Source organism: Saccharopolyspora hordei (assembly GCF_013410345.1).
Lineage (GTDB): Bacteria > Actinomycetota > Actinomycetes > Mycobacteriales > Pseudonocardiaceae > Saccharopolyspora > Saccharopolyspora hordei.
Map to the genome: position 1 here is coordinate 1295540 of NZ_JACCFJ010000001.1, position 24356 is coordinate 1319895.

The window sequence follows — 24356 nt, forward strand, 5'->3', positions numbered from 1 at the left end:
TGGAACCTCGGTGCATGCCCGTCCTCCACGTCGCCACGTGCCAGTTCCCGGTGAGCGCGGACGTCCGCAGCAACGCCGACCACATCGCGCGGCAGATGCGCGAGGCCCGGCAGCGGGGCGCGGACGTGGCCCACTTCCCGGAAGGCGCGCTGTCCGGGTACGCGGGGGTGGACTTCCGCAGCTTCGACGGGTTCGACTGGGAGCTGCTGCGCTCGGCCACGAGCGAGCTGCTGGACCTGGCCCGCGAGCTGCGGATCTGGGTCGTGCTCGGCTCCGCGCACCCGCTCACCGGGGACCACAGGCCGCACAACAGCCTCTACGTGGTCAACCCGTCCGGGGAGCTCGTCGACCGCTACGACAAGCGGTTCTGCTCCGGGCCCCCGGACGGCTCGGCGGGCGACCTCGCGCACTACAGCCCCGGCGACCACCCCAGCACCTGGGAGATCGGGGGGATCCGCTGCGGGGCGCTGATCTGCTACGACTACCGCTTCCCCGAGCTGTACCGGGAGTACCGGGAGCTGGGGGTGCAGCTGGTGTTCCACTCCTTCCACGCGGGCGGCGTCCCGGCGGAGCGGCTGGCGGCGATCGAGGCCGCGATCGGGCCGGACCTCAAGCCGCACAACCCCGCGCCGACGTTCACCTTCCCCGGCATCACGATGCCCGCCGCGATGACGGCGGCCGCCGCCAGCAACCACGTGTGGATCAGCTGCCCGAACTCCTCGGCCGCGGAGAGCCTGTGGCCGGCGTTCTTCGTGCGCGCCGACGGCGTCACCCTCGGCCGCCTGGAGCGCGGCACCGCCGGCGTGCTGGTCTGCGCGGTGGACACCGAGGCCGACCTGTACGACTCGACCGCCGCGTGGCGGGACCGGGCCCTCGCCGGTGTCCTGCACAGCGGCACGCCCGTCGACGACCCCCGCTCCCGGGACCGGACGTCGTTCTGACCCGCGCGAGGTGTGGACGAACCGCGTTCGGTGTGAGCCAATGGCGGCGAGTCGTCTCCAGGAGCGTGATATGCGGATCAAGGGCGCGGTGTTGCAGGAGTGCGGTCGTCCGGGGCCGTGGGAGCAGTCCCAGCCGATCGCGGTCACCGAACTCGACCTCGACGAGCCCGGGCCGGGCGAACTGCTGGTGCGGCTGGAGGCCGCCGGGGTGTGCCACTCCGACCTGTCCGTTGTGGACGGCAATCGGGTGCGCCCCGTGCCGATGCTGCTCGGGCACGAGGCCTGCGGCCGGGTCGAGCGGACCGGGCCCGGCGTCAGCGACCTCGCCGAGGGGCAGCGGGTGGTCCTGTACTTCGTGCCGCGGTGCGAGGAGTGCGACGCGTGCCGGGCAGGGGGCCGCATGCTGTGCTCGCCGGGGTGGGCCGCCAACGGGGCGGGCACGCTGCTCTCCGGCGCGCGGCGGCTGCACTGGGACGGGCAGGACGTGCACCACCACTGCGGGGTGTCCGGGTTCGCCACGCACGCGGTGGTGGACCGGCACTCGGTGGTGCCGATCGGCGACGACGTCCCCCCGGAGGTCGGCGCGCTGCTCGGCTGCGCGGTGCTGACCGGGGGCGGCGCGGTGAAGAACGCCGGCCGGCTCGCCGCGGGCGAGGACGTGACGGTCGTCGGCGTCGGCGGTGTCGGGATGGCCGCGGTGCTCGTCGCGCAGGCCTGCGGGGCCGGCAGCGTCACCGTGGTGGACCCGTTGGCGGACAAGCGGTCCCGCGGGCTGGAGCTCGGCGCGGTGCGGGCGCTGACGCCTGAGGAGGCCGTCGAGTCCGGGCACCGGACCCCGCTCGTGGTGGAGGCCAGCGGCAACGCGCGGGCGTTCGAGACCGCGGTGTCGGTGACCGCGCCGGGCGGGCGCACGGTGTCGGTCGGGTTGGCCTCGCCGGAGGCGCGCAGCAGCATCTCGCCGTTGGCGCTGGTCAGCGAGACCCGCTCGATCATCGGGTCGTTCCTGGGCTCGGGGCTGCCCGCGAACGACATCCCCGAGTACGCCGACCTGTGGCGGGCGGGGAAGCTGCCCGTGGAGCAGCTGGTGTCGGGCACCATCGAGCTGGACGACATCAACCACGCCATGGACGAGCTCTCCGCGGGCCGGGCCATGCGCCAGGTGATCCGTTTCTGAGGGGGTCGTGAGTGCGCGGACCGGCTCCAGCCGGTTCCCGCACTCACGACCGTCCGTGGCCGGAGCGACCTCGGGAGGGTCATGACCGACGACGACAAGGCCGACGTCCTCGCCACGCTCGCCGACCGGCTGGGCGAGCACCAGGTCTTCGGCGAGCCGGTGCAGCAGGGCAGCACCACGCTGGTGCCGGTGGCGAACGTCCGCCTCGGCGGGGGACGCGGCCGGGGTGACGTGGGCCGCGGTGTCGGGGTGGTGGCGCGCCCGGCCGGTGCCTTCTCGGTCTCGGCGGACGGCACGGTGGCCTGGCACCCGGCGGTCAACGTGAACCGCATCGTGTGGGGCGGTCAGCTCGCCCTGGCCGCGGTGCTGATCACCGTCGCGATCGCCTTCCGCCGCACGCGCCGAGCACCGCGCTAGGACGTCGCGGTGCGGGGGTCGACGCCGGACCAGCTGACCAGCTCGGCGGCCACCTCCGCCACCGTCGGCCGGGACTCCGGGTCCGGGGTGAGGCAGGCGTCGACGGTGCGGCACAGCGCCTCGGGCAGGGAGGCGTCCTGGGTGTGCAGCGGATCCGGGACCTGGTCGAGCTGCGGGTAGTAGCGGGTGCCGCCGCTGCTGCGCGCCCGGTGCGAGACGTGCGCCCACGGCGTGGTCCCGGACAGCGCCTCGTACAGCGTCACGCCCAGGCCCCAGGTGTCGGCCGTGGGAGTCATCTGCCCGCCCGCGGCCTGCTCCGGCGAGAGGTAGTCGAACGTGCCGGCCGAGCTGCGCTCGCCGATCCGGCAGCTCAGGCTGAGGTCGAGCAGCACGGCGCGGCCGCCCACCTCGACGATGTTGGACGGCTTGACGTCCAGGTGCACCCAGCCGCGGCGGTGCAGGTAGCTCAGCACCGAGCACAGCTGGATGCCCAGCACCGCCACGTCCACCGGCGGCAGGACGCCGTGCTCGTCGATCAGGTAGCTCAGCGTGTGCCCGGGCAGCGTCTCGGTGATCACCGCGGGACGCGCGGGCGGCACGGTCTGCACGATCTCGTAGCCGCGCACCAGGTGCGGGTGGGTGAACTGGGTCAGCAGCACGCCCTCGTTGCGCAACCAGGCCACCGCGCGAGCGTCCTCGGCGCGTTCCGGGCGGAGCGTCTTGGCGATGCACCGGCAGGACCGGTCCTCGCTCCAGACGTCGTAGGTGTCGAGCCGGTTGCCCCGGCGCATGTGGTCGACGACCTCGTACCCGGGCGCGAGGACGTCACCCGGCGCGAGCGGGGCGTCTCCCGGGCCCCAGTCCTCCTCCGGTTCGCCGTAGTAGTACGAGCTCAACGAGTCGATCAACACCGCGCTGCGCCGTGCGGTCAACTGTGGCTGCGACGCCGGTGGTGACTGCGGCTGCTGCTGCTGCGCGAGCGGTGGCGCCGGTGGTCGTCGCTGGAGTCGCGGCGGTACCGCCGGTGGTCGCTGGAGTCGCGTCGACGGCCCCTGCTGCTGGAGCCACCGCCACCGCGGTGCTTGGCCGGAGCCACCGCCTTGAACAGCTCGGAGAGGTCCATCGCTCCCACGCTCCCGGATCGCTCGGCGGTCGCGCGCCGGCGCGCGACCCGTGATCATTGTCCCGGCACTCGGGCGTGCGGTCGAGGAGTTTTCCCCAGTTCGCGGGCACGGAGCTCGGCAGTCACCGGGTGCGGCGTCGAGAACGGCCCGTCCCCGCCGCAGCGCGACGGGGACGGGCCGTTCCTCATCGGGTCACAGCGGCTGCTGGACGGCGGCCGCGGCGTCGACCAGGCCGTAGCCCTGCACCGCGGTGTACAGCCCGCGCGTGCCCAGCAGCGGGGTGCGGGCCGTGCGGATCAGCGCCCGCTCGACGCCCTCGACGTCGCGGCCCTGCGCGGTGAGCAGCGCCGCGACGCCCGCGACGTGCGGGGCCGCCATGGACGTCCCGGCGAGCGAGTCGTAGTCGCTCTGCCCGCACTCCGGCTTGCCCATGCCGCGCGGGACGGTGGACACGACGGCGTTCTCGCAGCCCTGCTTGGACGCGCCACCCGGCGCGGCGACGGCCTTGGTGTCCAGCTTGATGCCGAAGTTGGAGTAGGACGCGTGCTGACCCTTCGGGTCGGTGGCGGTGACGCACAGCGCGCCCGCCTCCCACGCCGGGGTGCCGCACAGCGGCGAGGTCTCGTTGCCCGCGGACGCCACCACGACCACGCCCTTCTCGCGCGCGTAGGCGACGGCCTCCTTGGCCTCGGCGTTGATCCCGAGCAGCGTCAGCACCTGCGCGCCGAGCGAGGCGCCGAGGCTGAGGTTGATCACGTCCGCCCCGTGGTCGGCCGCCCAGCGGATGCCCGCGGCGATCTCCGGGAAGCTGCCGGAGCCGTTCTCCAGGACCTTGACCGGCATGATCCGGGCGTCCGGTGCCACCCCGGCGATGCCGACGCCGTTGCCCGCCACGGCCGCCGCGATGCCGGCGACGTGCGTGCCGTGGACGTCGGCCGGCTGTCCGACCCCGTCGACCCCGCGCCAGTCGCCGTTGCCGCACGGCGCCGGTCCGTCACCGCACCCCGCGAAGGTCGCACCCGGCACCAGCTTCGGCGCCAGGTCCGGGTGCCCGAGGTCGACGCCGGTGTCCACCACGGCGATGACCTGCCCCGCGCCCGTGCTGCTCGCCCACGCTTCCGGCGCCCGGAGCTGTGTGAGCCCCCACTGCGCGTCACCGAGCGGGTCACCGGTCTGCTGCGCGGTGGCCGTGGTCTGCGTGGTCAGGACGGACAGCCCGACCAGTGCGGCGGTCACCAGTGCCCGAATCCGCATCGCTTCTCCCAACTTCGGCACTCCGTTGGCCGGAACAACGACCGTGATCGTTGCTCGATGCGTCGGGTGCGGAAGAGGGGCCGTTCGTCGCAACTTGGTGTGGCGAACGGAGCAGCGGTCGGGCGCGCGGGCACCTCCGTCCGGAGGTGCCCGCTGGTCCGTCAGCGCACGGTGTCCGAAGTGGTGTCCTTCGTGGACGGTCGCGGTTCCGGTACTGCGACAGGCGTTTCCGTGGCCGCGGCGTCACCGTCCGTGGCCGCGCGCTCGCCGCGCCAGGTGGTGAACAGCAGGTTCAGCAGCACGGCCGCGATGCAGCCGGTGCTGATGCCGGAGTCGAGCACGGTCCGCAGCGCCGACGGGAAGTGCTCGTAGAACTGCGGCGCCACCACCGGGACCAACCCGATGCCCAGCGCACCGGCCACGATGAGCGAGTGGAACGGGTCGCCCAGGCCGGCGCTGCCCAGCGTGCGGATGCCGCTGGTGGCCACCGAGCCGAACAGCACCAGCGCGGCACCGCCGAGCACCGGCTGCGGGACCAGCGAGACCACGGCCCCGACGACCGGGAACAGGCCCAGCAGCACCAGCACGCCACCGGCGGTCGCGACCACGTACCGGCTGCGCACCCGGGTCAGCGCCACCAGGCCGATGTTCTGCGCGAAGGCGCTGCAGGTGAACCCGCCGAACACGGCGCTGAGCGCGCTGCCCGCGCCGTCGGCGCGCAGCCCGGCCGCGATGGTCCGCTCGTCCGCGGGACGGTCCACGATCTCGCCGAGCGCCACCATGTCCGCGGTGGTCTCCACCATCGCCACCAGCATCACGATGCAGATCGAGATGGTCGCGGTGAGGTCGAACACCGGCGTGCCCAGGGCGAACGGCGCGGGGAAGGTGAACACCGGCGCCGACTCGAACGTGGAGGTGTCGATCAGTCCCACCGGCCAGGCGATGAGCGTGCCCGCGACCAGGCCGATGAGCAGCGCGATGCGGTTCCAGAAGCCCTTGAGGAAGCGGTTGAACAGCAGCACCAGCGCGAAGGTCAGCGCGCCGAGCGCGACCTTGCCCGGTGCGGCGTAGTCCGGCGCGGTCGGGTCGGTCCCGGCGATCCACTTGATGCCCACGGGCATCAGCGACAGGCCGATGAGGGTGATGACGGTGCCGTTCACCACGGGCGGGAAGAACCGAACCAGGCGGGAGAAGTAGGGCGCCACCAGGAAGGCCAGCAGACCCGCGACGAGCACCGATCCGTAGATGATCGACAGCGACTGGTCCTGCCCCCGCTGCGCGACGATGGCCAGCATCGGCGCGACGGACCCGAAGGTGACGCCGTTGACGAACGGCAACCGGGCGCCGACCTTCCAGACGCCCAGCGACTGCAGCACGGTGGCCACGCCCGCGGTGAACAGGCTCGCCCCGATCAGCAGGGTCATCTCGACCGGCGGCAGGCCCATCGCTTCGCCGACGATGAGCGGCGGGGCGACCACGCCGGCGTACATCGCGGCGATGTGCTGGACGCCGTACGCCAGCGTGCGCACGGGCGGCAGCACCTCGTCCACGGGGTGGACGTCAGTGTTCTTCCCGTTCCTGGTGCCGCGGTTGCGGCGGGTCCTGAAGAGGGCCATGGCTGACTCCTGGGCGGCAGGGGCAGTTCACAACACTGTTGGTTCCGGGAGTTGTCGTCGTGTTTCCGGCAGATCAATCTCTGTTCCACAGTGGACCTGTGGAACCCTCCGGGCGACGCGCTCGGCGCCCGGGTGCGCGCGGGGGGGCCACCAGGGAGTCCCCGGTGGCCCCTCGGCTGGCGCGGACCAGTGGTGATGTCACGACCCGACTGGTGAGGGGTCGGGAGAGGTGCGCGACTCCAACGGGGATCGCGGTTCCGGCTCCAGTGGGGACCGAGAGGGTCCCCGACGCGCCGAGGGCGTGTCGGGCGCCCGACACGCCCTCGGGGCTGCGCCTTCCGATGGGGATCAGGTGTCCGGTTCCCACCGGGATCGTGGAAGACCGGGTCGAGGACCGCAGGTGCGCGGGGGACCTGCGGCGCGCACCGCCGCGCGGGGGGCGGGCGGAGGGCCTCAGAACTCCGGCAGGGTGTACCAGGCCTTGGGGTCGTCCTCGACGTCGTCGCGCTTGACGACGCCCTCGATGAGGCCGTACGGCCGGTCCGCGGCGTAGAACACCTCGTTGTCGTTCTCCAGCCCGCAGAACGCGAGGTCGACCAGGAAGTGGTGCTTGTTCGGCAGCGACAGCCGGACCTCGGCCACCTCGGGGTGCTTCTCCAGCGCGGCCTTGCCCATCTCGTAGAGCGTCTGCTGCAGCGCGTAGCTGTGCGTGCAGGCGAAGGCCTCCAGCATGGTGGCGCGGATCGACTCGAAGCTCTTGCCCCAGTCCACGTCGGTGTGCAGGTAGCGCCAGCGGGCGGTCACCGCGGTGGCCAGGATCCGGTCGGTGGTCTCCGCCAGCGTCGTGTACCGGTCCTTCGGGTAGCCCCAGAACTCCGATCCGGTGGACTTGAGCACCACGAGGTCCTTGAGCCCGGACACCACGTGCGCCTGGTCGCCCTCGACGGTGACCGCGGTGGTGCGCTTCTCGTCGGAGGAGCGGGCGAAGGAGTGGTCGTGCCCGGTGCCGCCGACGGGGATGCGCTCCCAGCTGTGCTCGTCGATGAGGACGCGCGCCTCGGTGATGCCGTCCGCGGTGCCGACGAAGTGCCGGCCCAGCCGCAGCGCGAAGTCCTCGATCTCGCCGATCGGCGCCTCCTTGGCGAAGGCGTAGACGGTGTTCTTCTGCGTGTCGGTGGGCAGCACCTTGCTGTTGTCGCCGGACAGGTGCGCGGCGTCGAGGTCACCGCGCAGCGAGGTGCTGACGGTGAGGTCCTTGACGCTGTGCCGCGGGGTGTCCCGGTCGACCGCGACGAGGCGGACCTCGGCCTTGCCGTACTGGTTGGGGCCCATGACGATGCCCATGGGGATCAGCTCCCTCGGTAGGTGGAGAAGGCGAACGGGCTCAGCAGGATCGGTACGTGGTAGTGCTGGTCCGGGTCGGCGATGCGGAAGGTGATCTGCACCTGCGGGTAGAACGAGGCGGTGCCCTGGGCCTCGAAGTACGCGCCGGTGTCGAAGGTGAGCCGGTAGTCCCCGGCCTCCAGCCGCTCGGGGCCGAGGTCCGTGATCCGGCCGTCGTCGTCGGTCCGCCCCTCGGCGAGGGGCCGCCCGCCGGCGGTCTCCAGCCGGACCGCGACGCCGACGGCGGGCGTGCCCCGCGCGGCGTCGAGCACGTGGGTGGTGACAGCGCTCATCCTTCGATCACCTTCGCCAATCTCAGCCGTGCGATCTTGCGGAGTTCGTCCTCGACGATCCGCAGTTCGGTCTCCGGGTCGTTGTCCAGGCGGGAGTGCAGGACCTCCAGCAGCTCCTCGCCGCTGCGGCCGCTGGCGCACACCAGGTAGACGTGGCCGAAGCGGCGCTCGTAGGCCTCGTTGCCCTCGCGCAGCGCGCGGGCCAGTTCCGCGTCGCCGCCGACGCCGGCCTGCTCGCTGCGGGAGAACGTCGCGGAGGTGCCCGAGCCCTGTGGCCGCTCGCCGATGCGCGGGTGGGCGGCCAGCGCCTGGTGGATCTCCTCGCGGGTCAGCGCCGGAGCCGCGGCGTCCGCGGCCCGGTAGACCGCGTCGACGTCGGGGAACGGGCGCTGATCGGCGATGTCGTGGGCCCAGCGCGGGACGTCCAGGCAGGCGAGCAGCCGTTCGACGAGTTCCGCGCGGGGCAGGGAGTTGATCCGGTCCGGTCTGGTGGTCGTGGTCATCGCGACCTCTCAGGGGAGCCCCGAGCGGTCCTCGGGGACGTGGCGGACGTGGTGCCTGAGCATGCCCGGGTCGTGCCGCGGCTGCTGGTCGGCGTTCCGGTGCGGCACAAGCTACGACCGCACCCCACGGGTGTCAACACTTTGTTGAAAACACCAGGTCACGGTGTGTGACAGGCAGAGACGCGAAAGCCCCGCCCGGGTGGGCGGGGCTTCGTCGGGTCGGTGGTCAGGAGCGGTTGGCCTGTTCCCGGTTCAGGTAGTTGTAGACGGTGAAGCGGCTGACGCCGAGCGCCTTGGCCACGGTCTCGACGGACTTGCGCATGGTGAACGCGCCGCGCTCCTCCAGCAGGCGGACGGCGCGCTGCTTCTCCGCGCGCGGCAGGTCCGGCAGCGGGCCGCCCAGCTCGGTCTCCACCGCGCGGATGATCCGGTCGAGCGCGTTCGTCAGCTCCTCGCCCGGCAGCCGGACGGCGATCGCCGGGGCGCCCTCCCAGTGCAGGACGACGTCGCCGGGTTCGCGCTGGTCCACCGGCACGGCGGTGCCGCCGACGCGTTCCAGCAGCGGGGCGATCGCGTGGGCGAGCGGGTGCACGCTCACCAGCCTAGGCCTGGTCGTCCGCGGCGGAGTCCACGGTCACCTGCAGGGTGATCCGGTTCGCGCCGGTGTCCAGCGCGGTCTCGAGGACCTGGGCGAGCGCGGGCAGCACGGTCCGCCGGTCGCCGGCGACCGCGGTGCCCAGCGGGCCGAAGTCGGGTTCCAGCCCGGCGTCGCGCAGGCAGTCGCGGGCGGCCACGGCGTGCGCCGGGGGCTCGCCCTCGCCCTCGAAGGGCTCGGTGGTGAACTCGGCTCGCAGGATCATGGCGGGACCTCCTCGCTGGCACCGTAGTCGTCGGCCGCCTTCGGCTCGGCGAGCGGGAGTTCGTGACCCGTGGGTAACTCTGGGGGAGTCGTTGACCGGGGTGAGACCGCTCGCTAATCTATCGCTGTACGAAACAATGCTTCCGCATCACGAAATCTCGATGCGAATCTCCTGATCTCTCACCCGAGGGGGGTGCCATGGATCCGAGCCGGTACGAGGTCAACCTCTCGATCCTGTTCACCGAGCTGGACCTGCTGGAGCGACCCGCGGCGGCCAAGGCGGCCGGCTTCGACGCGGTGGAGTTCTGGTGGCCGTTCCCGGAGGCGGTCCCCGCCGACCGCGAGGTGGACCGGTTCGCGCGGGCCGTCGAGGACGCCGGGGTCTCCCTGGTGGGCCTGAACTTCTTCGCCGGGGACATGCCCGCGGGCGAGCGCGGCGTGCTGTCCCACCCCGACCGGGCGGGTGAGTTCGCGGACAACGTCGACGTCGTCGTCGGCATCGGCGAGCGCCTCGGCTGCCGCGCCTTCAACGCCCTGTACGGCAACCGGATCGACGGCGTCGACCCCGCCGCGCAGGACCAGGTCGCCACCGAGAGCCTGGTGCGCGCCTCCAAGGCGGTCTCGCGCATCGGCGGCACGGTGCTCGTCGAACCGGTCAGCGGCGTGCCCGCGTACCCGCTGAAGACCGCCGCCGACGCCGTCGCGGTGATCGACCGGGTGCGCGCCGCGGGTGGCGAGGACACCCTGCGCCTGCTGTTCGACGTCTACCACCTGGCGGTCAACGGCGACGACTGGGAAGCGGCGCTCGACCAGCACGGTGCGCGGATCGGGCACGTGCAGATCGCCGACGCGCCGGGCCGCGGCGAGCCGGGCACCGGCGACATCGACTTCGACCGCTTCTTCGCCCGGCTCGACGCCACCGGCTACGACGGCCACGTCGGCCTCGAGTACAAGCCGAGCGGAGCGAGCGCGGACAGCTTCTCCTGGATCGGGCGCTGAGCGCCCACCACGACACGACGCCCACGATGGCGCTAACGGAGGTGTCTCCCATGAGCAAGGTCGGGTTCATCGGGCTGGGGATCATGGGTGGCCCGATGGCGGCCAACCTGGTCAAGGCCGGCCACGAGGTCATCGGCCACAACCGCAGCCGCGCCAAGGTCGACAAGCTCGTCGCCGACGGCGGCCGGGCCGCGGCCAGCGTCGCCGAAGCCGTGCGCGACGCCGAGGTCGTCTTCACCATGCTGCCGGACTCGCCCGACGTCGAGGCCGTCGTGCTCGGCGAGGACGGCGTGCTGGCGAACGCCGCTCCGGGCACGCTGCTCATCGACTGCAGCACCATCCGCCCGGACGTCTCGCGGCGCGTGGCCGAAGCCGCCGCGGAGAAGGGCGTGCGCGCGCTGGACGCGCCGGTCAGCGGCGGGGAACCCGGGGCGATCGGCGGCACGCTGTCCATCATGGTCGGTGGTGAGGCCGAGGACTTCGCCGCGGCGCAGGACGTGCTGGGCGCGGTCGGCAGCACGATCGTCCACGTCGGACCGTCCGGCGCCGGGCAGACGGTGAAGGCCGCCAACCAGCTCATCGTGGCGGGCAACATCGGCCTGGTCGCCGAAGCGCTGGTGTTCCTGGAAGCGCACGGCGTGGACACCGAGGCCGGGCTGCGGGTGCTGGCCGGCGGTCTGGCCGGCAGCGCCGTGCTCGACGCCAAGGGCGGCAAGATGCGCGAGCGCGAGTTCGCCCCCGGGTTCCGCCTCGAACTGCACCACAAGGACATGGGCATCGTGCAGGCCGCCGCCCGCGAGGCGGGCCTGTCGATCCCGCTCGGCTCGCTGGTGAGCCAGCTGGTCGCCGCCGCCGTCGCCCAGGGAGACGGCGGGCTCGACCACTCCGGCCTGCTCAGGCAGATCGCGCAGCTCAACGGTCGCGACTGAGCACGCGGTCGTGCGGCGCGGCTGAGCGCCCACGACCGGCCAGACCGCGGTGCTGCGCGGGGCGGCTCTCCTGCGGCGGATCCCCGCGCGGCACCGCACTCACCGCGCTGGTGCGTCAGAACCGCACCAGCGGGAAGACCACACGGTCACGGGTCGGCGGTCTCCAGCGCCGCCAAGCAACAGGGACCACCGACCCGTTCCCGAGAAGGTGCGCGCAGCACCCGAGAGGAAGTATCCACCATGGCCAGAGTCCCTGTCATGCAGGCCGTCGTCGACGTGCTGAGGTCCGAGGGCGTGGACGTCACCTTCGGCTGCCCGGGCGCGGCGATCCTCCCGCTGTACGCGGCGCTGGAGGGCAGCGGCATCGAGCACCTCATCGTCCGCCACGAGGAGGGCGCCACCCACATGGCCGACGGCTGGGCCCGCACCACCGGCGGCGTCGGCGTGGCCATCGGCACCTCCGGCCCGGCCGGCACCAACATGATCACCGGCCTCTACACCGCGATGGCCGACTCCATCCCGATCCTGTGCATCACCGGCCAGGCGGTGTCCAGCAAGCTGCACCAAGAGGCGTTCCAGGCGGTCGACATCGTCGACGTCGCCAAGCCGGTCACCAAGTGGGCGGTGCAGGTCAGGGAGGCCGCGCAGGTGCCGTGGACCTTCCGCGAGGCGTTCCGCACCGCGCGCTCCGGTCGGCCCGGGCCGGTGCTCATCGACCTGCCGCTGGACGTGCAGCAGCAGGAGATCGAGTGGGACCCGGCGCTGGACGCCCCGCTGCCGGTCCCACGCGTCGCACCGCACCCGCCGAGCGTGGAGCGCGCGCTGGACATGCTGCTGGAGGCGGACCGGCCGCTGCTGCTCGCCGGGGGCGGGGTGGTCCTCGGTGACGCCCACGAGCAGCTGCGCGAGCTGGCCGAGCTGCTGGGCGTCCCGGTGCAGACCACGTTGATGGGCAAGGGCTCCTTCCCGGAGGACCACGAGCTGTTCGCCGGCATGACCGGCATCCAGACCAGCCAGCGCTACGGCAACCAGTCGTTCCTGGAGTCCGACCTGGTGCTGGCGCTGGGCGCCCGCTTCGGCGACCGGCACACCGGGGACCTCGACGTCTACCGGGGCGACCGCAGGTTCATCCACGTCGACATCGAGCCCACCCAGATCGGCAAGGTGTTCGGCCCGGACCTGGGCGTCGTCTCGGACACCCGGCTGTTCCTGGAGGCACTGCTCGCCGCGGTCCGCGCGCGCGGGGCGGCGAGGGACTGGTCGGCGTGGGTCGCCCGGGTCGGGGAGCTCAAGCGGACGCTGACCAGGCCGGACGACTACGACACCGTGCCGATCAAGGCGCCGCGGGTGTACCGGGAGATCAACCGGATCTTCCCGCCGGAGACCTACTTCGTCACCGCCATCGGCCTGTACCAGATCTGGGGCGGCCAGTTCCAGACCGCGCACCTGCCGCGGCACTACCAGGTGTGCGGCCAGGCCGGCCCGCTCGGCTGGGAGATCCCCGCGGCGATCGGCGTGAAGTCGGCGAGGCCGGACGCCGAGGTGGTCGCGGTGGTCGGCGACTACTCCTTCCAGTTCCTGGTCGAGGAGCTGGCGGTGGCCGCCCAGTACGACGTGCCGTTCGTGATCATCATGCTGAACAACGAGTACCTGGGCCTGATCCGCCAGGCCGAGGGCGACGCGTTCGGCGTGGAGACCGAGGTCGACCTCCACTACGACGAGCACGGCACGGACAACGTCCGGATCATGGAGGCGTACGGCTGCTCCGGCCGCCGGGTGGTCGAGCCCGGCGAGCTGGCCGACACCATCGAGTGGGCCCGCGAGGAGGCCGTCGCCACCAGCCGGCCGGTCCTGGTGGAGGTGATGGTGGAGCGGCAGGCGACCACCGCCCGCGGCGTCCGGATCGACGCGATGGTCGAACCGGAGCCGGTGCCGCACGCCTGAGCGGGTGGACCTGGGGTGCGGTGGGCGGTCGGCCCGAGGGGAACCGGGCGGTCCTGTCCCGCACACCAGCACCCAGGGCGGGGCCGTGCCCCGCGGGGGAGCGCTCGCCGGATCGAGCGGTGGAGCTCCGGCGAGCGCCGTCCCCACTTCCCACGGACGGGGTGGTCGGGTGGAATACCCGACGACCCGGGTGTCCCCGTCGAGCACGTGCCGGGCGTCTCGGCGGGGGCACCACCCCCTTCGCACGCAGGAGATCGCTTTGCCTGGTCCCGTCCTGATCGCGCCGGACAAGTTCAAGGGTTCGCTGACCGCGCCGGAGGTGGCCGACGCGGTGGCCGCCGGACTGCGCCGGGCCCGGCCCGAGGTGGAGGTCCGGTCCGCCCCGGTGGCCGACGGCGGGGACGGCACCGTGCAGGCCGCGGTGGCCAGCGGGTTCGTGCCCGTCCCGGTCCGCGTGGCGGGGCCGGTCGGCGAGCCGGTGGACACCGAGATCGCGGTGTACGACGACACGGCGGTGGTCGAGCTGGCCTCGGCCTCCGGGCTGGCGCTGCTGAACCCCGACGAGCTGGCGCCGCTGGCGGCGTCCAGCGAGGGCACCGGCGAGGCGGTCCTGGCGGCGCTCGACGCGGGCGCGCGCACCGTGGTGCTCGGCGTCGGTGGCAGTGCGTGCACCGACGGCGGCGCGGGAATGCTCACCGTCCTGGGGGCACGGGTCTTGGACGCTGCGGGGAACCCGTTGCCCCCAGGCGGTGGTCCACTGGTGCGGGTGTCCTCAGTGGACCTGTCCGGACTGGACCCGCGGGTGGCGGAGGCGGAGTTCGTGCTGGCGTCCGATGTGGACAACCCGCTGCTCGGGGAGCGCGGCGCGGCCCACGTCTACGGCCCGCAGAAGGGCGCCGACCCCGAGCAGGTGCGGTTGCTGGACGAGGCCCTGGCGAACTGGGCGCGCGCGGTGCTGGCCGCGGGCGGTCGCGACGTGGCGGACCAGTCGGGTGCCGGGGCGGCCGGCGGTGTCGGGTACGGGGCGCTGGCCGTGCTCGGCGCCCGGATGCGGCCCGGGGTCGACGTGGTGCTGGAGCTGATCGGCTTCGACCGCCAGCTGGACGGGGCCGGCCTGGTGGTCATCGGGGAGGGCTCGCTCGACGAGCAGACCCTGCACGGCAAGGGGCCGGCCGGGGTCGCGGCCCGGGCCCGCGCGGCGGGCGTGCCGGTGGTGGCGGTGGCGGGACGGTCGGAGCTGTCCCCGGAGCGCCTCCGCGAGGCGGGCATCGAGGCGGTCTACACCCTCACCGAGGTCGAACCGGACCCGCAGCGCTGCATCCGCGACGCCGCCACCCTCCTGCCCGCCCTGGGCGAACGCATCGCCGAGAACCACCTCTGAGCTGGCCCCTCCGCCCGCGGTGCCGGCCGGCGCGGTGAGGGCTGTGCGCCTGGCACCGTGCGCGGCCCTCGTCGCTCGGTGCCCGTCTTGCTCCGCGGTTGCGTTCCGGACGCGACGCCGATGGAGATCGGACGCCTGGTTCCCATCGGGATCGCGTACCCGTGGGGCTCGCGGTGCCGGTGACGGGGCCGCGGTCGGTGTGTCGCCGGGGTCTTGACCCGTCCGAGGTTCTCGGTGAGGATTTCGGTCAACGGTAAGTATACTTCACAATCCGGAAAACATGCGGTCGTGAGGTCTTGACCGGAGCCGCGCCAGGTTCAACACTCTGTTGAACCGCCGAGTCCAGGAGGTACCGAGGTGTCCGAGGCAGCCACCGGGGCGTACGACGTCGTGTTCCGCGCGCGACGGCTCATCGGCCCGAACGGGGAGACGTCCGGCAGCGTCGGCGTGCGCGACGGTCGCATCGCCGCCGTCGAGCCGTTCGACGCCCAGCTCGACGCCGCGCGCACCGTCGAGCTCGCCGCGGACGAGGTGCTGCTGCCCGGGCTGGTCGACACCCACGTGCACGTCAACGACCCCGGCCGCACCGAGTGGGAGGGCTTCGACACCGCCACCCGGGCCGCCGCGGCGGGCGGCGTCACCACCATCCTCGACATGCCGCTGAACAGCCTCCCGCCGACCATCGACACCGGCGCGCTGGAGGTCAAGCGCACGACCGCCCGCGAGAAGGCGCACGTCGACGTCGGGTTCTGGGGCGGTGCGGTGCCCGGCAACCTCGCCGAGCTGCGCGGGCTGCACGAGGCCGGCGTGTTCGGCTTCAAGTGCTTCCTGCTGCACTCCGGCGTCGACGAGTTCCCGCCGCTGAGCCCGGCCGAGCTGGACGAGGCGCTGCGCGAGCTGGCCCGCCACGACGCGATGATGATCGTGCACGCCGAGGACTCCGAGGCCATCGAGCACGCACCCACCGCGCACGGCGAGGACTACGACGACTTCCTCAGCTCCCGCCCGCGCGGCGCGGAGAACGTGGCCATCGCGCAGGTCATCGAGCTCGCCCGGCGGATCGGCGGGCGGGTGCACGTCCTGCACCTGTCCTCCTCGGACGCGCTGCCGATGATCGCCTCCGCGCGGGCCGACGGCGTCCAGGTGACCGTCGAGACCTGCCCGCACTACCTGAGCTTCACCGCCGAGGAGATCCCCGACGGCGCCACCCAGTTCAAGTGCTGCCCGCCGATCCGCGAAGCGCGCAACCGGGAACTGCTCTGGCAGGGCCTGGCCGACGGGACCATCGACTGCGTGGTCAGCGACCACTCGCCCTGCACCCCGGAGCTCAAGCGGCTCGACATCGGCGACTTCGGCGTGGCCTGGGGTGGCGTGTCCAGCCTCCAGCTGGGCCTGTCCGCGGTGTGGACGCAGGCGCGGGTGCGCGGCCACGGGCTCGCCGACGTGGTGCGGTGGATGTCCCGCAGGCCCGCCGAGGTCGCCGGCGTGCGCGGCAAGGGCTCCATCGCGGTCGGCCAGGACGCGGACTTCTGCGTGTTCGCCCCCGACGAGGCCTTCGTGGTGGACGTGGAGCGGCTGCACCACCGCAACCCGGTCTCGCCGTACCACGGCCGTCCGCTGGCCGGGGTGGTGCGCCAGACCTGGCTGCGCGGCACGCAGATCGTCGGCCCCGACGCGGTGACCACCCCGCAGGGCCGGCTCCTCACCCGCTGACGTGGGGGTCGTGAGTGCGGAGACCGGCTCCCACCGGCCTGCGCACTCACGACCCGGCTCACTTCCCCCGCGCGCGCACGCCGGGGTTGAGGGAGCGGACCAGCTCCACGGCCGCCACCAGGGACAGCCCGGGCATCCGCTTGCGCACCTCGCGGACCGCCGCGACCTCGCGCTCCACGGGGTCGATCCCCGCCTCCGCCAGCACCTCGCGGGTCCACCGCACCTGCGGCGCCTCCGACCCCGTGACCGAGTCGAGGACCGCCAGCGCGCGCTCCAGCCCCGGCCGTTCCGCCTCCGGGGCGTCCTGCAGCGCGCGCCGCACCGCCTCCCGTCCGTCGTCCAGGTCGTTGAGCACCACGAAGTGCGTCTCGCGCTTGCCGAACACCCCAGTACCTCCTGTCATCGAGCGGTGCGGACGACCATCTTCGCGCACGACCCGCGCAACCTCGGTGACCAGCGCTGACGTACGCTGAGCAACTGTGCTCGTCATCGCGCTGGACACCTCGACCCCCGCGGTCACCGCTGGGCTCGTCGCGCTGGACGACGGTGGTCCCCGATCGCTCGCCGAACGCGTCACGGTCAACCCGCGCGCGCACGGTGAGCTGCTGATGCCACAGCTGCTCGACGCCGTGGCCGAAGCCGGCCACGAGCTGGCCGACGCCGACGCGATCGTCGTCGGCTCCGGCCCCGGCCCGTTCACCGGCCTGCGCGTCGGCATGGTCACCGCCGCGGCGCTCGGCCAGGCGTGCGGCCGTCCGGTGCACCCGGTGTGCAGCCTCGACGCGATCGCCGCGCAGGCCGACGCCGACGGCCGGCTGCTGGTCGCCACCGACGCGCGCCGCAAGGAGGTCTACTGGGCCGCCTACTCCGGGCGCACCCGGGTCGACGGTCCGCACGTGCAGCGCCCGGCCGACGTGCCGACCGAGGGCTGCACCGCGGTGGCCGGTGAGCTGGCCGACGCCTTCGACCTGCCCGTGGTCGAGCCGCGCTACCCCACGCCGGTCGGGCTCGTCGCCGCGGCGGCGGACGCGCTGGGCGCCGAACCCGCCCCGCTGGTGCCGCTCTACCTGCGCCGCCCGGACGCGGAGCTGCCGAGCAAGCGCAAGTCCGTGCTCACCAGGGGTGCCCGGTGAACGACCGCGCCACGACCGAGCTGCAGGTGCTCAAGCTGCGCCGCAGCGACCTCAAGCGCTGCGCGGAACTGGAGCGGGTGCTCTTCCCCGGCGACGACCCGTGGTCCTGGCAGGCCTTCGCCAGCGAGCTCGACCAGGGCCACCACTACGTCGGGGCCTACCTCGGCGAGCGGCTCATCGGCTACGCCGGGCTGGCGGTGGCCGGTCGCCCGCCGCACGTCGAGGCCGAGGTGCACACCATCGGCGTCGACCCCGAGCACCAGGGGCGCGGCGTGGGCGGGGCCCTGCTGCGGGCGCTGCTGGCGCGGGCCGACGAGCTGCGCGCGACGACCTTCCTGGAAGTGCGCACCGACAACGAGACCGCGATCGCGCTGTACCGCAAGCACGGCTTCGAGATCATCGGGCTGCGCAAGCGCTACTACCAGCCGTCCGGGGCCGACGCGCACACCATGCGCCGGCCCGCGGTGGGAACGGAGACCGGAGGATGACTGCGGACCGGGTGGTGCTCGGCATCGAGAGCTCCTGCGACGAGACCGGCGTCGGCCTGGTGCGGCTGTCGGCGGACGGCTCGGTCGAGCTGCTGGCCGACGCGGTGGCCTCGAGCGTCGACGAGCACGCGCGCTTCGGCGGCGTGGTGCCGGAGATCGCCAGCCGCGCGCACCTCGCCGCGATGGCGCCGACGATGCGCCGCGCGCTGGACGAGTCCGGCCTCGCGCTGTCCGATGTGGACGCCGTCGCGGTGACCGCCGGGCCGGGCCTGGCGGGCGCGCTGATGGTCGGCGTCGCGGCGGCCAAGGCCTACGCCTCCGCGCTGGGCGTGCCGCTGTACGGCGTCAACCACCTCGCCGGGCACGTCGCCGTGGACACCCTGGAGCACGGCCCGCTGCCGGACCGCTGCCTGGCGCTGCTGGTCTCCGGCGGGCACTCCCAGCTGCTGCTGGTCGAGGGCATCGCCGAGAAGATCACCGAGGTCGGCACCACCATCGACGACGCCGCCGGGGAGGCCTACGACAAGGTCGCCCGCGTCCTCGACCTGCCCTACCCGGGCGGCCCGCCGATCGACGCGCAGGCCAAGCTCGGCAACCCGGACGCGATCGCCTTCCCGCGCGGGCTCACCGGCCCCCGCGACCCGGCGTACGACTTCTCCTTCTCCGGCCTGAAGACGGCGGTCGCCCGCTGGGTGGAGACCGAGCAGCAGGCCGGCCGCGAGGTCCCGGTGCCGGACGTGTGCGCCTCGTTCCAGGAGGCGGTGGCCGACGTGCTCACCGCGAAGGCGGTGCGCGCGGCGCGGGACCTCGAGGTGGACACGCTGGTGATCTCCGGCGGCGTGGCGGCGAACTCCCGGCTGTCGGCGCTGGCGTCGCAGCGCTGCGCCGAGGCGGGCATCACGCTGCGCGTGCCGCGTCCGCGCCTGTGCACCGACAACGGTGCGATGATCGCGGCCCTCGGGGCGCACGTCGTGGCCTCCGACGCCAAGCCCTCGCCGCTGGACATGCCCGCCGACCCGGGCCTGCCGGTGAGCACCATCGTCGTGCAGTGAGTCAGCGGCTGTACCAGAAGGCCTTGATGGTGGCGAGGACCTCGCGGCGGGCTCCGCGGGCCGCGACGCGCTGGAGGCGCCAGTCCGCGGCCGCGTCGTGCCCGACGCCGTAGGCGTCCACGCCGAGCCGGCGGCACATCGCCACCGCGCGGCGCAGGTGGAAGCGGGTGCTGATCACGGTGAGCTCCCGCAGGCCGAACTCCCCCGCGGCGCGGCGGCAGGACTGCCAGGTGTCCACGCCGGTCTCGTCGAGCACGACCGCCTCCGCCGGGACCCCGTGCGACACGAGGTGGTGCCGCATCACCGCGGGTTCGCTGTAGCCGCGCGACTCGGGGCTGCCGCTGACGATGAGCCTCCGGACCTTCCCGGCGTCGTACAGCGTCTTGGCGGTGTCCAGGCGGCCCTGCAGGATGAGGCTGGGCGTGCCGTCCCAGCGCACCCCGGCGCCGAGCACCAGCCCGACCTCGGTCGGCGGCACGTCGGACACCGAGCGGATGCGGCCCGCGCTGCGCGCGAGGGCCCACGCCGACGGCACCCCCGTGACCACGCCGATGCCGACCAGCCCCACGAGCCCCACCCACAGTGCGCGCACGCGGCCAGTCTGCCACCGCCACCACGGTCGGCGTGCCCGCCACCGCACGTGGCACGGGGGTCGTGAGTGCACGAGCCGGTTCCAGCCGGTCTGCGCACTCACGAGCGGGGTGGTGGGGATCGCGGGACAGCCGGGCGGGCGGTTGGGCGAGCGGATCGGGGCGAGGTGTGGTCAGCTGGGGGAGCGGGGACCGGGGGCGGTCACTTCGGGCGCCAACCGGCTCGAGTCGGCGGACCGGGCGGGCCCGGCGGGCGCGCGGGTCGAGGGCGACGTTCCCACGGCCGGTTCGCTGGCTTGGAGAGGGCTGGCATGCCAGGCAACTTAGGGCACCGAACACCTCGTCCGTGAACCGCCTTCGGCTTCGGTGACATTTCCCGCATGCTGATCTACCTGCGAAGATCACGCAGCGTTGATCGTCCGTGACAACGTCGCAGGTCGGGGCTCCGCGGGGCGCCGCGGTCGCGGTCCGGACCCGGGCGGGTACGCCGGGTGGCGGGGCCGGTGCGGCCGTCGGGACCGCGCCGTCGGGCCGTCGCCCGGGGCCTGCGACACTCCGGCTTTCGGGGGACGTGGGGCGTTGTTGAGCGTTGGCACTCTCCTCGGTAGAGTGCTAGCAGAACGGCGCCGCAGCGCCCCGGAACCCGCGACGGCGGGGAGCCACGGAGCCGTCTTGATCCAGACAACGCTTCGAAGGCCCCAGAAGGTGGAGGTCACACCGTGGCGAGCATCAAGCCGCTTGAGGACAAGATCGTGGTCCAGGCGAGCGAGGCCGAGACGACGACTGCGTCCGGCATCGTGATCCCGGACACCGCCAAGGAGAAGCCCCAGGAGGGCAAGGTTCTGGCCGTCGGCCCGGGTCGCATCGACGACAAGGGCAACCGCATCCCGGTTGACGTCAAGGAAGGCGACGTCGTCATCTACTCGAAGTACGGCGGCACCGAGGTCAAGTACAACGGCGAGGAGTACCTGATCCTCTCCGCCCGCGACGTGCTGGCCGTCGTCAACTGACGACCTCCACGTGCGAGCAGTGCCGCCCCGGCGGTCCCGACCGCGGGACCCCGGGGCGGAACCGTGTCCGGGGCGTCGGCTCCGGGACCCACGACCAGATCAGGTACCTGTGAAGGGCTGTTGCAACCATGGCTAAGCAGATCACCTTCGACGAGCAGGCCCGGCGTGCGCTGGAGAGCGGCGTCAACCAGCTCGCCGACGCGGTGAAGGTCACCCTCGGACCGCGCGGCCGGCACGTCGTGCTGGACAAGAAGTTCGGTGGCCCGCAGATCACCAACGACGGCGTGACCATCGCGCGCGAGATCGAACTGGACGACCCGTTCGAGAACCTGGGCGCCCAGCTCGCCAAGAACGTCGCGACCAAGACCAACGACGTCGCCGGTGACGGCACCACCACCGCCACCGTGCTCGCCCAGTCGCTGGTCCGCGAGGGCCTGCGCAACCTGGCCGCGGGCGCGAACCCGGCGGCGCTGAACAAGGGCGTGCAGCTGGCCACCGACGCCGTGGTGGAGGCCCTCAAGGGCAAGGCCACCCCGGTCAAGGGCCGTGACAACATCGCCCAGATCGCCACCGTCTCCTCCCGTGACGAGACCATCGGCGCGCTCATCGGCGAGGCGATGGAGAAGGTCGGCGAGGACGGCGTGATCAGCATCGAGGAGTCCTCGACGCTGGCCACCGAGCTGGACATCACCGAGGGCCTGCAGTTCGACAAGGGCTTCATCTCGCCGCACTTCGTCACCGACGCGGAGCGCCAGGAGGTCGTCCAGGAGGACGCCCAGATCCTGCTGCACCGGGAGAAGATCTCCAACCTGCAGGACCTGCTGCCGCTGCTGGAGAAGGTCGCGCAGAACGGCAAGCCGCTGCTGATCATCGCCGAGGACGTCGAGGGCGAGGCGCTGTCCACCCTGGCGGTCAACGCGATCCGCAAGACCCTCAAGGTCGTCGCGGTCAAGGCGCCGTTCTTCGGTGACCGCCGCAAGGCGTTCATGGACGACCTGGCGGTCGCCACCGGCGCCCAGGTCGTCGCGCCGGAGGTCGGCCTGAAGCTGTCCGAGGTCGGTCCGGAGGTGCTCGGCTCGGCCCGCCGCGTCACCGTCACCAAGGACACCACGACCATCGTGGACGGCCGCGGCAAGGCCGAGGACGTCAAGGAGCGGGTGGAGCAGATCCGCAAGGAGATCGAGGCCTCCGACTCCGACTGGGACCGCGAGAAGCTGCAGGAGCGGCTGGCCAAGCTGTCCGGCGGCGTCGCCGTGATCAAGGTCGGTGCGGCCACCGAGACCGAGCTGAAGGAGCGCAAGTCCCGCATCGAGGACGCGGTCGCCGCTGCCAAGGCCGCGGCCGAGGAGGGCAGCGTGCCCGGCGGTGGCTCCAGCCTGGTCCACGCCGCCAAGGCGCTGGAGGGCGACCTCGGGCTGTCCGGTGACGAGGCCACCGGCGTGCAGCTGGTGCGCCGCGCGCTGGACGCGCCGCTGCACTGGATCGCCGCCAACGCGGGCCAGGAGGGCGCCGTCGTGGTCGCCAAGGTCCGCGAGCTCGACTGGGGCAAGGGCTACAACGCCGCCACCGGCGAGTACGGCGACCTGGTCCAGGCGGGCATCGTCGACCCGCTGAAGGTGACCCGCTCCGCGGTCGCCAACGCGGCCTCCATCGCCCGCATGGTCCTCACCACCGAGAGCTCGGTGGTGGAGAAGCCGGAGGAGAAGGAGGCCGAGGCCGGCCACGGCCACGGCCACGGTCACGGCCACTGAGGCCTGCGGCCGAGCACGACGACGATCGGGGCGGCACCCTGCGCGGGTGCCGCCCCGATCCTTTCCTCTCGCGTCCGCCCTGCGTGGGTGCCGGATGACGCCCCTCGTTGTCATACGGCCCCGGTGACCGAGGTTCGCGCCCCCTCGATCAGCACGGGCGCGTCAGCTGGCCGCGACGGCCAGTTGCTGGCGCTTGCGCGCCTTGATGATCACCTCGCGTTCCGACTCCGAGAGCCCGCCCCAGATGCCGTACGGCTCCTGCACCGCCAAGGCGTGCGCCCGGCACTGGGCGATCACCGGGCAGTGCTGGCACACCTCTTTCGCCTTCGCCTCGCGCCGAGCTCGCGCCGGGCCGCGCTCGCCGTCCGGATGAAAGAAGTACGCGCTGTCCATACCTCGACAGGAGCCCCGTATCTGCCAATCCCAGATATCGGCGTTCGGCCCTGGAAGACGTCGAGTGTCTGCCATTGCGACAACCACCTCCCACCGGTGGATCCCCTCCCCGCTGCGACGGGCCCGCCGCAGCCTCGCATGATCCAACCGTAAAACCGCGCCAAAACTTGTTCAACCCTTATCGCGCCAAAACTTGTTCATCATTGGGGTGATCTGTTCCGGAGAGGTGATCGACTTCCGAACCGGCTTGCTCTGCGCACGCCCGATCCGGAACATGTCCGGCGTGACGACGCGGCCGGAACCAGCAACAGGGGAGGAGACCCCCGCCCCGATCGACAGCTCGGGACGACCGGTCACCCCGGACGGCGCCGAGTCGGGCGCCGACGAGGAGCCGCGGCTCACCGTCGCGGCGGTGGCCCGCCGCCTCGGTGTCGCACCCGCGACCCTGCGCACCTGGGACCGCCGCTACGGGTTGGGACCGAGCGACCACACCAGCGGTCGCCACCGACGGTACGGACCCGCGGACATCGCGCGCTTGGAACAGATGCAGCGCGCCCTGCTGCGCGGTGCCTCGCCGATGGAGGCCGCCCGGTACGCGCGCACGGTCTCCGCGCAGCCACCGTCCCAGCACGAGGTCGCCGAGCAGCCGGCGGAGAGCGGTGACGGCCCGGTGTTGCTGTCCGGCGTCCTGGACGCCGGGGACGGCATCAAGCTGGTCGGCTCCAACACCGGTGGCCGCGGCCTCAAGCTCAGCGGCGCGGGGCCCGAGGCCCGCGGTCTGGGGCGCGCGGCGCTCGCGCTGGACTCCTGGTCGGTGCAGCGCCTGCTCATCGAGGCGATGAGCGCGGAGGGCGTCGTCGCCACGTGGAAGAACATGCTGCAGCCCGTGCTGCGCGCGGTGGTCGAGCGCCGCCAGCGCTCCGGCTCGGGCATCGAGGTCGTGCAGCTGCTGGTCGACTGCGCCTCCACGGCGCTGCGGTCGGTGATCGCGACCGCGCCGCCCCCGCTCAACCCGCGCCCGGTGGTGCTCGCCCCGGTGCCCCGCGAGTCCCAGGAACTCGAGCTCGTGGCGCTCGCCGCCGCCCTGGCCGCCAACCGCGTCGGGCACCGCCTGTTCGGTGCCGGGCTGCCCAGCGAGGGGCTGGCGGCCGCGGTCCGGCGCTCCGCGCCCGCCGCGGTGGTGCTGTGGGCCGAGCAGGCGCACTACGCCTCGCCGCGGGTGCTGGAGGACATCCCGATCACCCGGCAGCGGGCGCGGGCGTTCGTGGCGGGCGCCGGGTGGTCGTCGGAGGCGCTGCCCGCGCACGTGGAGCGGCTCGGCCCGTTGGAGGCCGCTGTGGCTCGTGTTTCGGAAACCGTCCTGGGCTGAGTTAGGCTCAGTGTGTTCAAAATCACATCGATCGTGTCAG

25 protein-coding genes are annotated in these 24356 nt (G+C 73.0%); 14 read left to right on the forward strand and 11 right to left on the reverse strand.

The genetic code is table 11. The features are described from left to right. The first annotated feature begins 14 nt into the window (after positions 1-14). The 3 genes from HNR68_RS06165 (at position 15) to HNR68_RS06175 (ending at position 2532) form a co-directional block, all read left to right on the forward strand. Positions 15-941 carry a carbon-nitrogen hydrolase family protein gene (locus HNR68_RS06165; RefSeq protein ID WP_179718510.1) on the forward strand — a complete coding sequence of 309 codons (927 nt, stop codon included), beginning with the start codon at positions 15-17 and terminating at the stop codon, positions 939-941. Between the two features lie 70 nt (positions 942-1011). Continuing rightward, positions 1012-2115 (forward strand): alcohol dehydrogenase catalytic domain-containing protein, encoded by a 1104-nt coding sequence (locus HNR68_RS06170; protein WP_179718512.1) that lies wholly within the window; start codon positions 1012-1014, stop codon positions 2113-2115. An 81-nt stretch (positions 2116-2196) separates the two neighbouring features. Beyond that, positions 2197-2532 carry a hypothetical protein gene (locus HNR68_RS06175; RefSeq protein ID WP_179718514.1) on the forward strand — a complete coding sequence of 112 codons (336 nt, stop codon included), beginning with the start codon at positions 2197-2199 and terminating at the stop codon, positions 2530-2532. Here the strand turns inward: HNR68_RS06175 and HNR68_RS06180 are convergent. From HNR68_RS06180 to HNR68_RS06215, 8 genes are all read right to left on the reverse strand, one after another. Further along, on the reverse strand, positions 2529-3443 hold the full coding sequence (locus tag HNR68_RS06180; protein WP_179718516.1) for a protein kinase domain-containing protein: 915 nt from the start codon (positions 3441-3443) through the stop codon (positions 2529-2531). The genes HNR68_RS06175 and HNR68_RS06180 overlap by 4 nt on opposite strands. A gap of 405 nt (positions 3444-3848) precedes the next feature. Further along, entirely contained in the window at positions 3849-4910 is a 1062-nt protein-coding gene (locus HNR68_RS06185; protein WP_179718519.1) for a S8 family serine peptidase, read from the reverse strand. Positions 4911-5071: 161 nt separating this feature from the next. Then, a complete protein-coding gene (locus HNR68_RS06190) occupies positions 5072-6526 on the reverse strand; it encodes a nucleobase:cation symporter-2 family protein (RefSeq protein ID WP_179718521.1) in 1455 nt (484 codons plus the stop codon). Between the two features lie 453 nt (positions 6527-6979). Next, a complete protein-coding gene (gene pucL / locus HNR68_RS06195; RefSeq protein ID WP_179718523.1) occupies positions 6980-7870 on the reverse strand; it encodes a factor-independent urate hydroxylase in 891 nt (296 codons plus the stop codon). A 5-nt stretch (positions 7871-7875) separates the two neighbouring features. Next, positions 7876-8202 (reverse strand): hydroxyisourate hydrolase, encoded by a 327-nt coding sequence (uraH, locus tag HNR68_RS06200; RefSeq protein ID WP_179718525.1) that lies wholly within the window; start codon positions 8200-8202, stop codon positions 7876-7878. Then, the gene (uraD, locus tag HNR68_RS06205) at positions 8199-8705 is read right to left on the reverse strand and encodes a 2-oxo-4-hydroxy-4-carboxy-5-ureidoimidazoline decarboxylase (protein ID WP_179718527.1); all 507 of its coding nucleotides are present in this window, start codon (positions 8703-8705) and stop codon (positions 8199-8201) included. The genes uraH and uraD overlap by 4 nt, the downstream gene beginning before the upstream one ends. 226 nt (positions 8706-8931) lie before the next feature. Continuing rightward, positions 8932-9297: a helix-turn-helix domain-containing protein gene (locus HNR68_RS06210; protein ID WP_179718529.1), complete on the reverse strand. Its 366-nt coding sequence runs from the start codon at positions 9295-9297 to the stop codon at positions 8932-8934. 10 nt (positions 9298-9307) lie between these two features. After that, on the reverse strand, positions 9308-9565 hold the full coding sequence (locus HNR68_RS06215; RefSeq protein ID WP_179718531.1) for a thiamine-binding protein: 258 nt from the start codon (positions 9563-9565) through the stop codon (positions 9308-9310). Positions 9566-9762: 197 nt separating this feature from the next. Between HNR68_RS06215 and HNR68_RS06220 the strand changes: the two genes are divergently transcribed. From HNR68_RS06220 to allB, 5 genes are all read left to right on the forward strand, one after another. Further along, positions 9763-10563, forward strand: coding sequence for a hydroxypyruvate isomerase family protein (locus HNR68_RS06220; protein ID WP_179718533.1), 801 nt, complete (start codon positions 9763-9765; stop codon positions 10561-10563). A 50-nt stretch (positions 10564-10613) separates the two neighbouring features. Continuing rightward, complete coding sequence (locus HNR68_RS06225) at positions 10614-11492, forward strand: 2-hydroxy-3-oxopropionate reductase (protein WP_179718535.1); 879 nt, start codon at positions 10614-10616, stop codon at positions 11490-11492. 240 nt (positions 11493-11732) lie between these two features. Beyond that, positions 11733-13436, forward strand: a complete 1704-nt coding sequence (gene gcl / locus HNR68_RS06230) for a glyoxylate carboligase (protein ID WP_179718537.1) — start codon at positions 11733-11735, stop codon at positions 13434-13436. Between the two features lie 253 nt (positions 13437-13689). Continuing rightward, positions 13690-14817 carry a glycerate kinase gene (locus HNR68_RS06235; RefSeq protein WP_343050450.1) on the forward strand — a complete coding sequence of 376 codons (1128 nt, stop codon included), beginning with the start codon at positions 13690-13692 and terminating at the stop codon, positions 14815-14817. Between the two features lie 357 nt (positions 14818-15174). Further along, positions 15175-16530 carry an allantoinase AllB gene (allB, locus tag HNR68_RS06240; protein ID WP_179718541.1) on the forward strand — a complete coding sequence of 452 codons (1356 nt, stop codon included), beginning with the start codon at positions 15175-15177 and terminating at the stop codon, positions 16528-16530. A 58-nt stretch (positions 16531-16588) separates the two neighbouring features. Here the strand turns inward: allB and HNR68_RS06245 are convergent, their stop codons facing one another. Further along, positions 16589-16933: a hypothetical protein gene (locus tag HNR68_RS06245; protein ID WP_179718542.1), complete on the reverse strand. Its 345-nt coding sequence runs from the start codon at positions 16931-16933 to the stop codon at positions 16589-16591. Between the two features lie 76 nt (positions 16934-17009). Here HNR68_RS06245 and tsaB point away from each other — a divergent pair, with 76 nt between their 5' ends. The 3 genes from tsaB to tsaD are packed head-to-tail and all read left to right on the forward strand — an operon-like array spanning position 17010 to position 19203. Continuing rightward, a complete protein-coding gene (tsaB, locus tag HNR68_RS06250) occupies positions 17010-17663 on the forward strand; it encodes a tRNA (adenosine(37)-N6)-threonylcarbamoyltransferase complex dimerization subunit type 1 TsaB (protein WP_179718544.1) in 654 nt (217 codons plus the stop codon). A 20-nt stretch (positions 17664-17683) separates the two neighbouring features. Beyond that, entirely contained in the window at positions 17684-18151 is a 468-nt protein-coding gene (gene rimI / locus HNR68_RS06255; RefSeq protein ID WP_179724699.1) for a ribosomal protein S18-alanine N-acetyltransferase, read from the forward strand. Then, a complete protein-coding gene (tsaD, locus tag HNR68_RS06260; protein ID WP_179718546.1) occupies positions 18148-19203 on the forward strand; it encodes a tRNA (adenosine(37)-N6)-threonylcarbamoyltransferase complex transferase subunit TsaD in 1056 nt (351 codons plus the stop codon). Before rimI ends, tsaD begins: the two co-directional genes overlap by 4 nt. A 1-nt stretch (position 19204) precedes the next feature. Here the strand turns inward: tsaD and HNR68_RS06265 are convergent, their stop codons facing one another. Beyond that, positions 19205-19795 (reverse strand): ElyC/SanA/YdcF family protein, encoded by a 591-nt coding sequence (locus HNR68_RS06265; RefSeq protein ID WP_179718549.1) that lies wholly within the window; start codon positions 19793-19795, stop codon positions 19205-19207. Between the two features lie 717 nt (positions 19796-20512). On the opposite strand from HNR68_RS06265, the gene groES reads away from it, so the two are divergent. Next, the gene (gene groES / locus HNR68_RS06270) at positions 20513-20803 is read left to right on the forward strand and encodes a co-chaperone GroES (protein ID WP_093414065.1); all 291 of its coding nucleotides are present in this window, start codon (positions 20513-20515) and stop codon (positions 20801-20803) included. A 128-nt stretch (positions 20804-20931) separates the two neighbouring features. Further along, positions 20932-22554: a chaperonin GroEL gene (gene groL / locus HNR68_RS06275; protein WP_179718551.1), complete on the forward strand. Its 1623-nt coding sequence runs from the start codon at positions 20932-20934 to the stop codon at positions 22552-22554. A gap of 162 nt (positions 22555-22716) precedes the next feature. Here groL and HNR68_RS06280 read toward each other — a convergent pair whose 3' ends face one another. Next, entirely contained in the window at positions 22717-23022 is a 306-nt protein-coding gene (locus HNR68_RS06280) for a WhiB family transcriptional regulator (protein WP_093155089.1), read from the reverse strand. 199 nt (positions 23023-23221) lie between these two features. On the opposite strand from HNR68_RS06280, the gene HNR68_RS06285 reads away from it, so the two are divergent. Continuing rightward, positions 23222-24316, forward strand: a complete 1095-nt coding sequence (locus HNR68_RS06285) for a MerR family transcriptional regulator (RefSeq protein ID WP_179718553.1) — start codon at positions 23222-23224, stop codon at positions 24314-24316. Positions 24317-24356 lie beyond the last annotated feature (40 nt).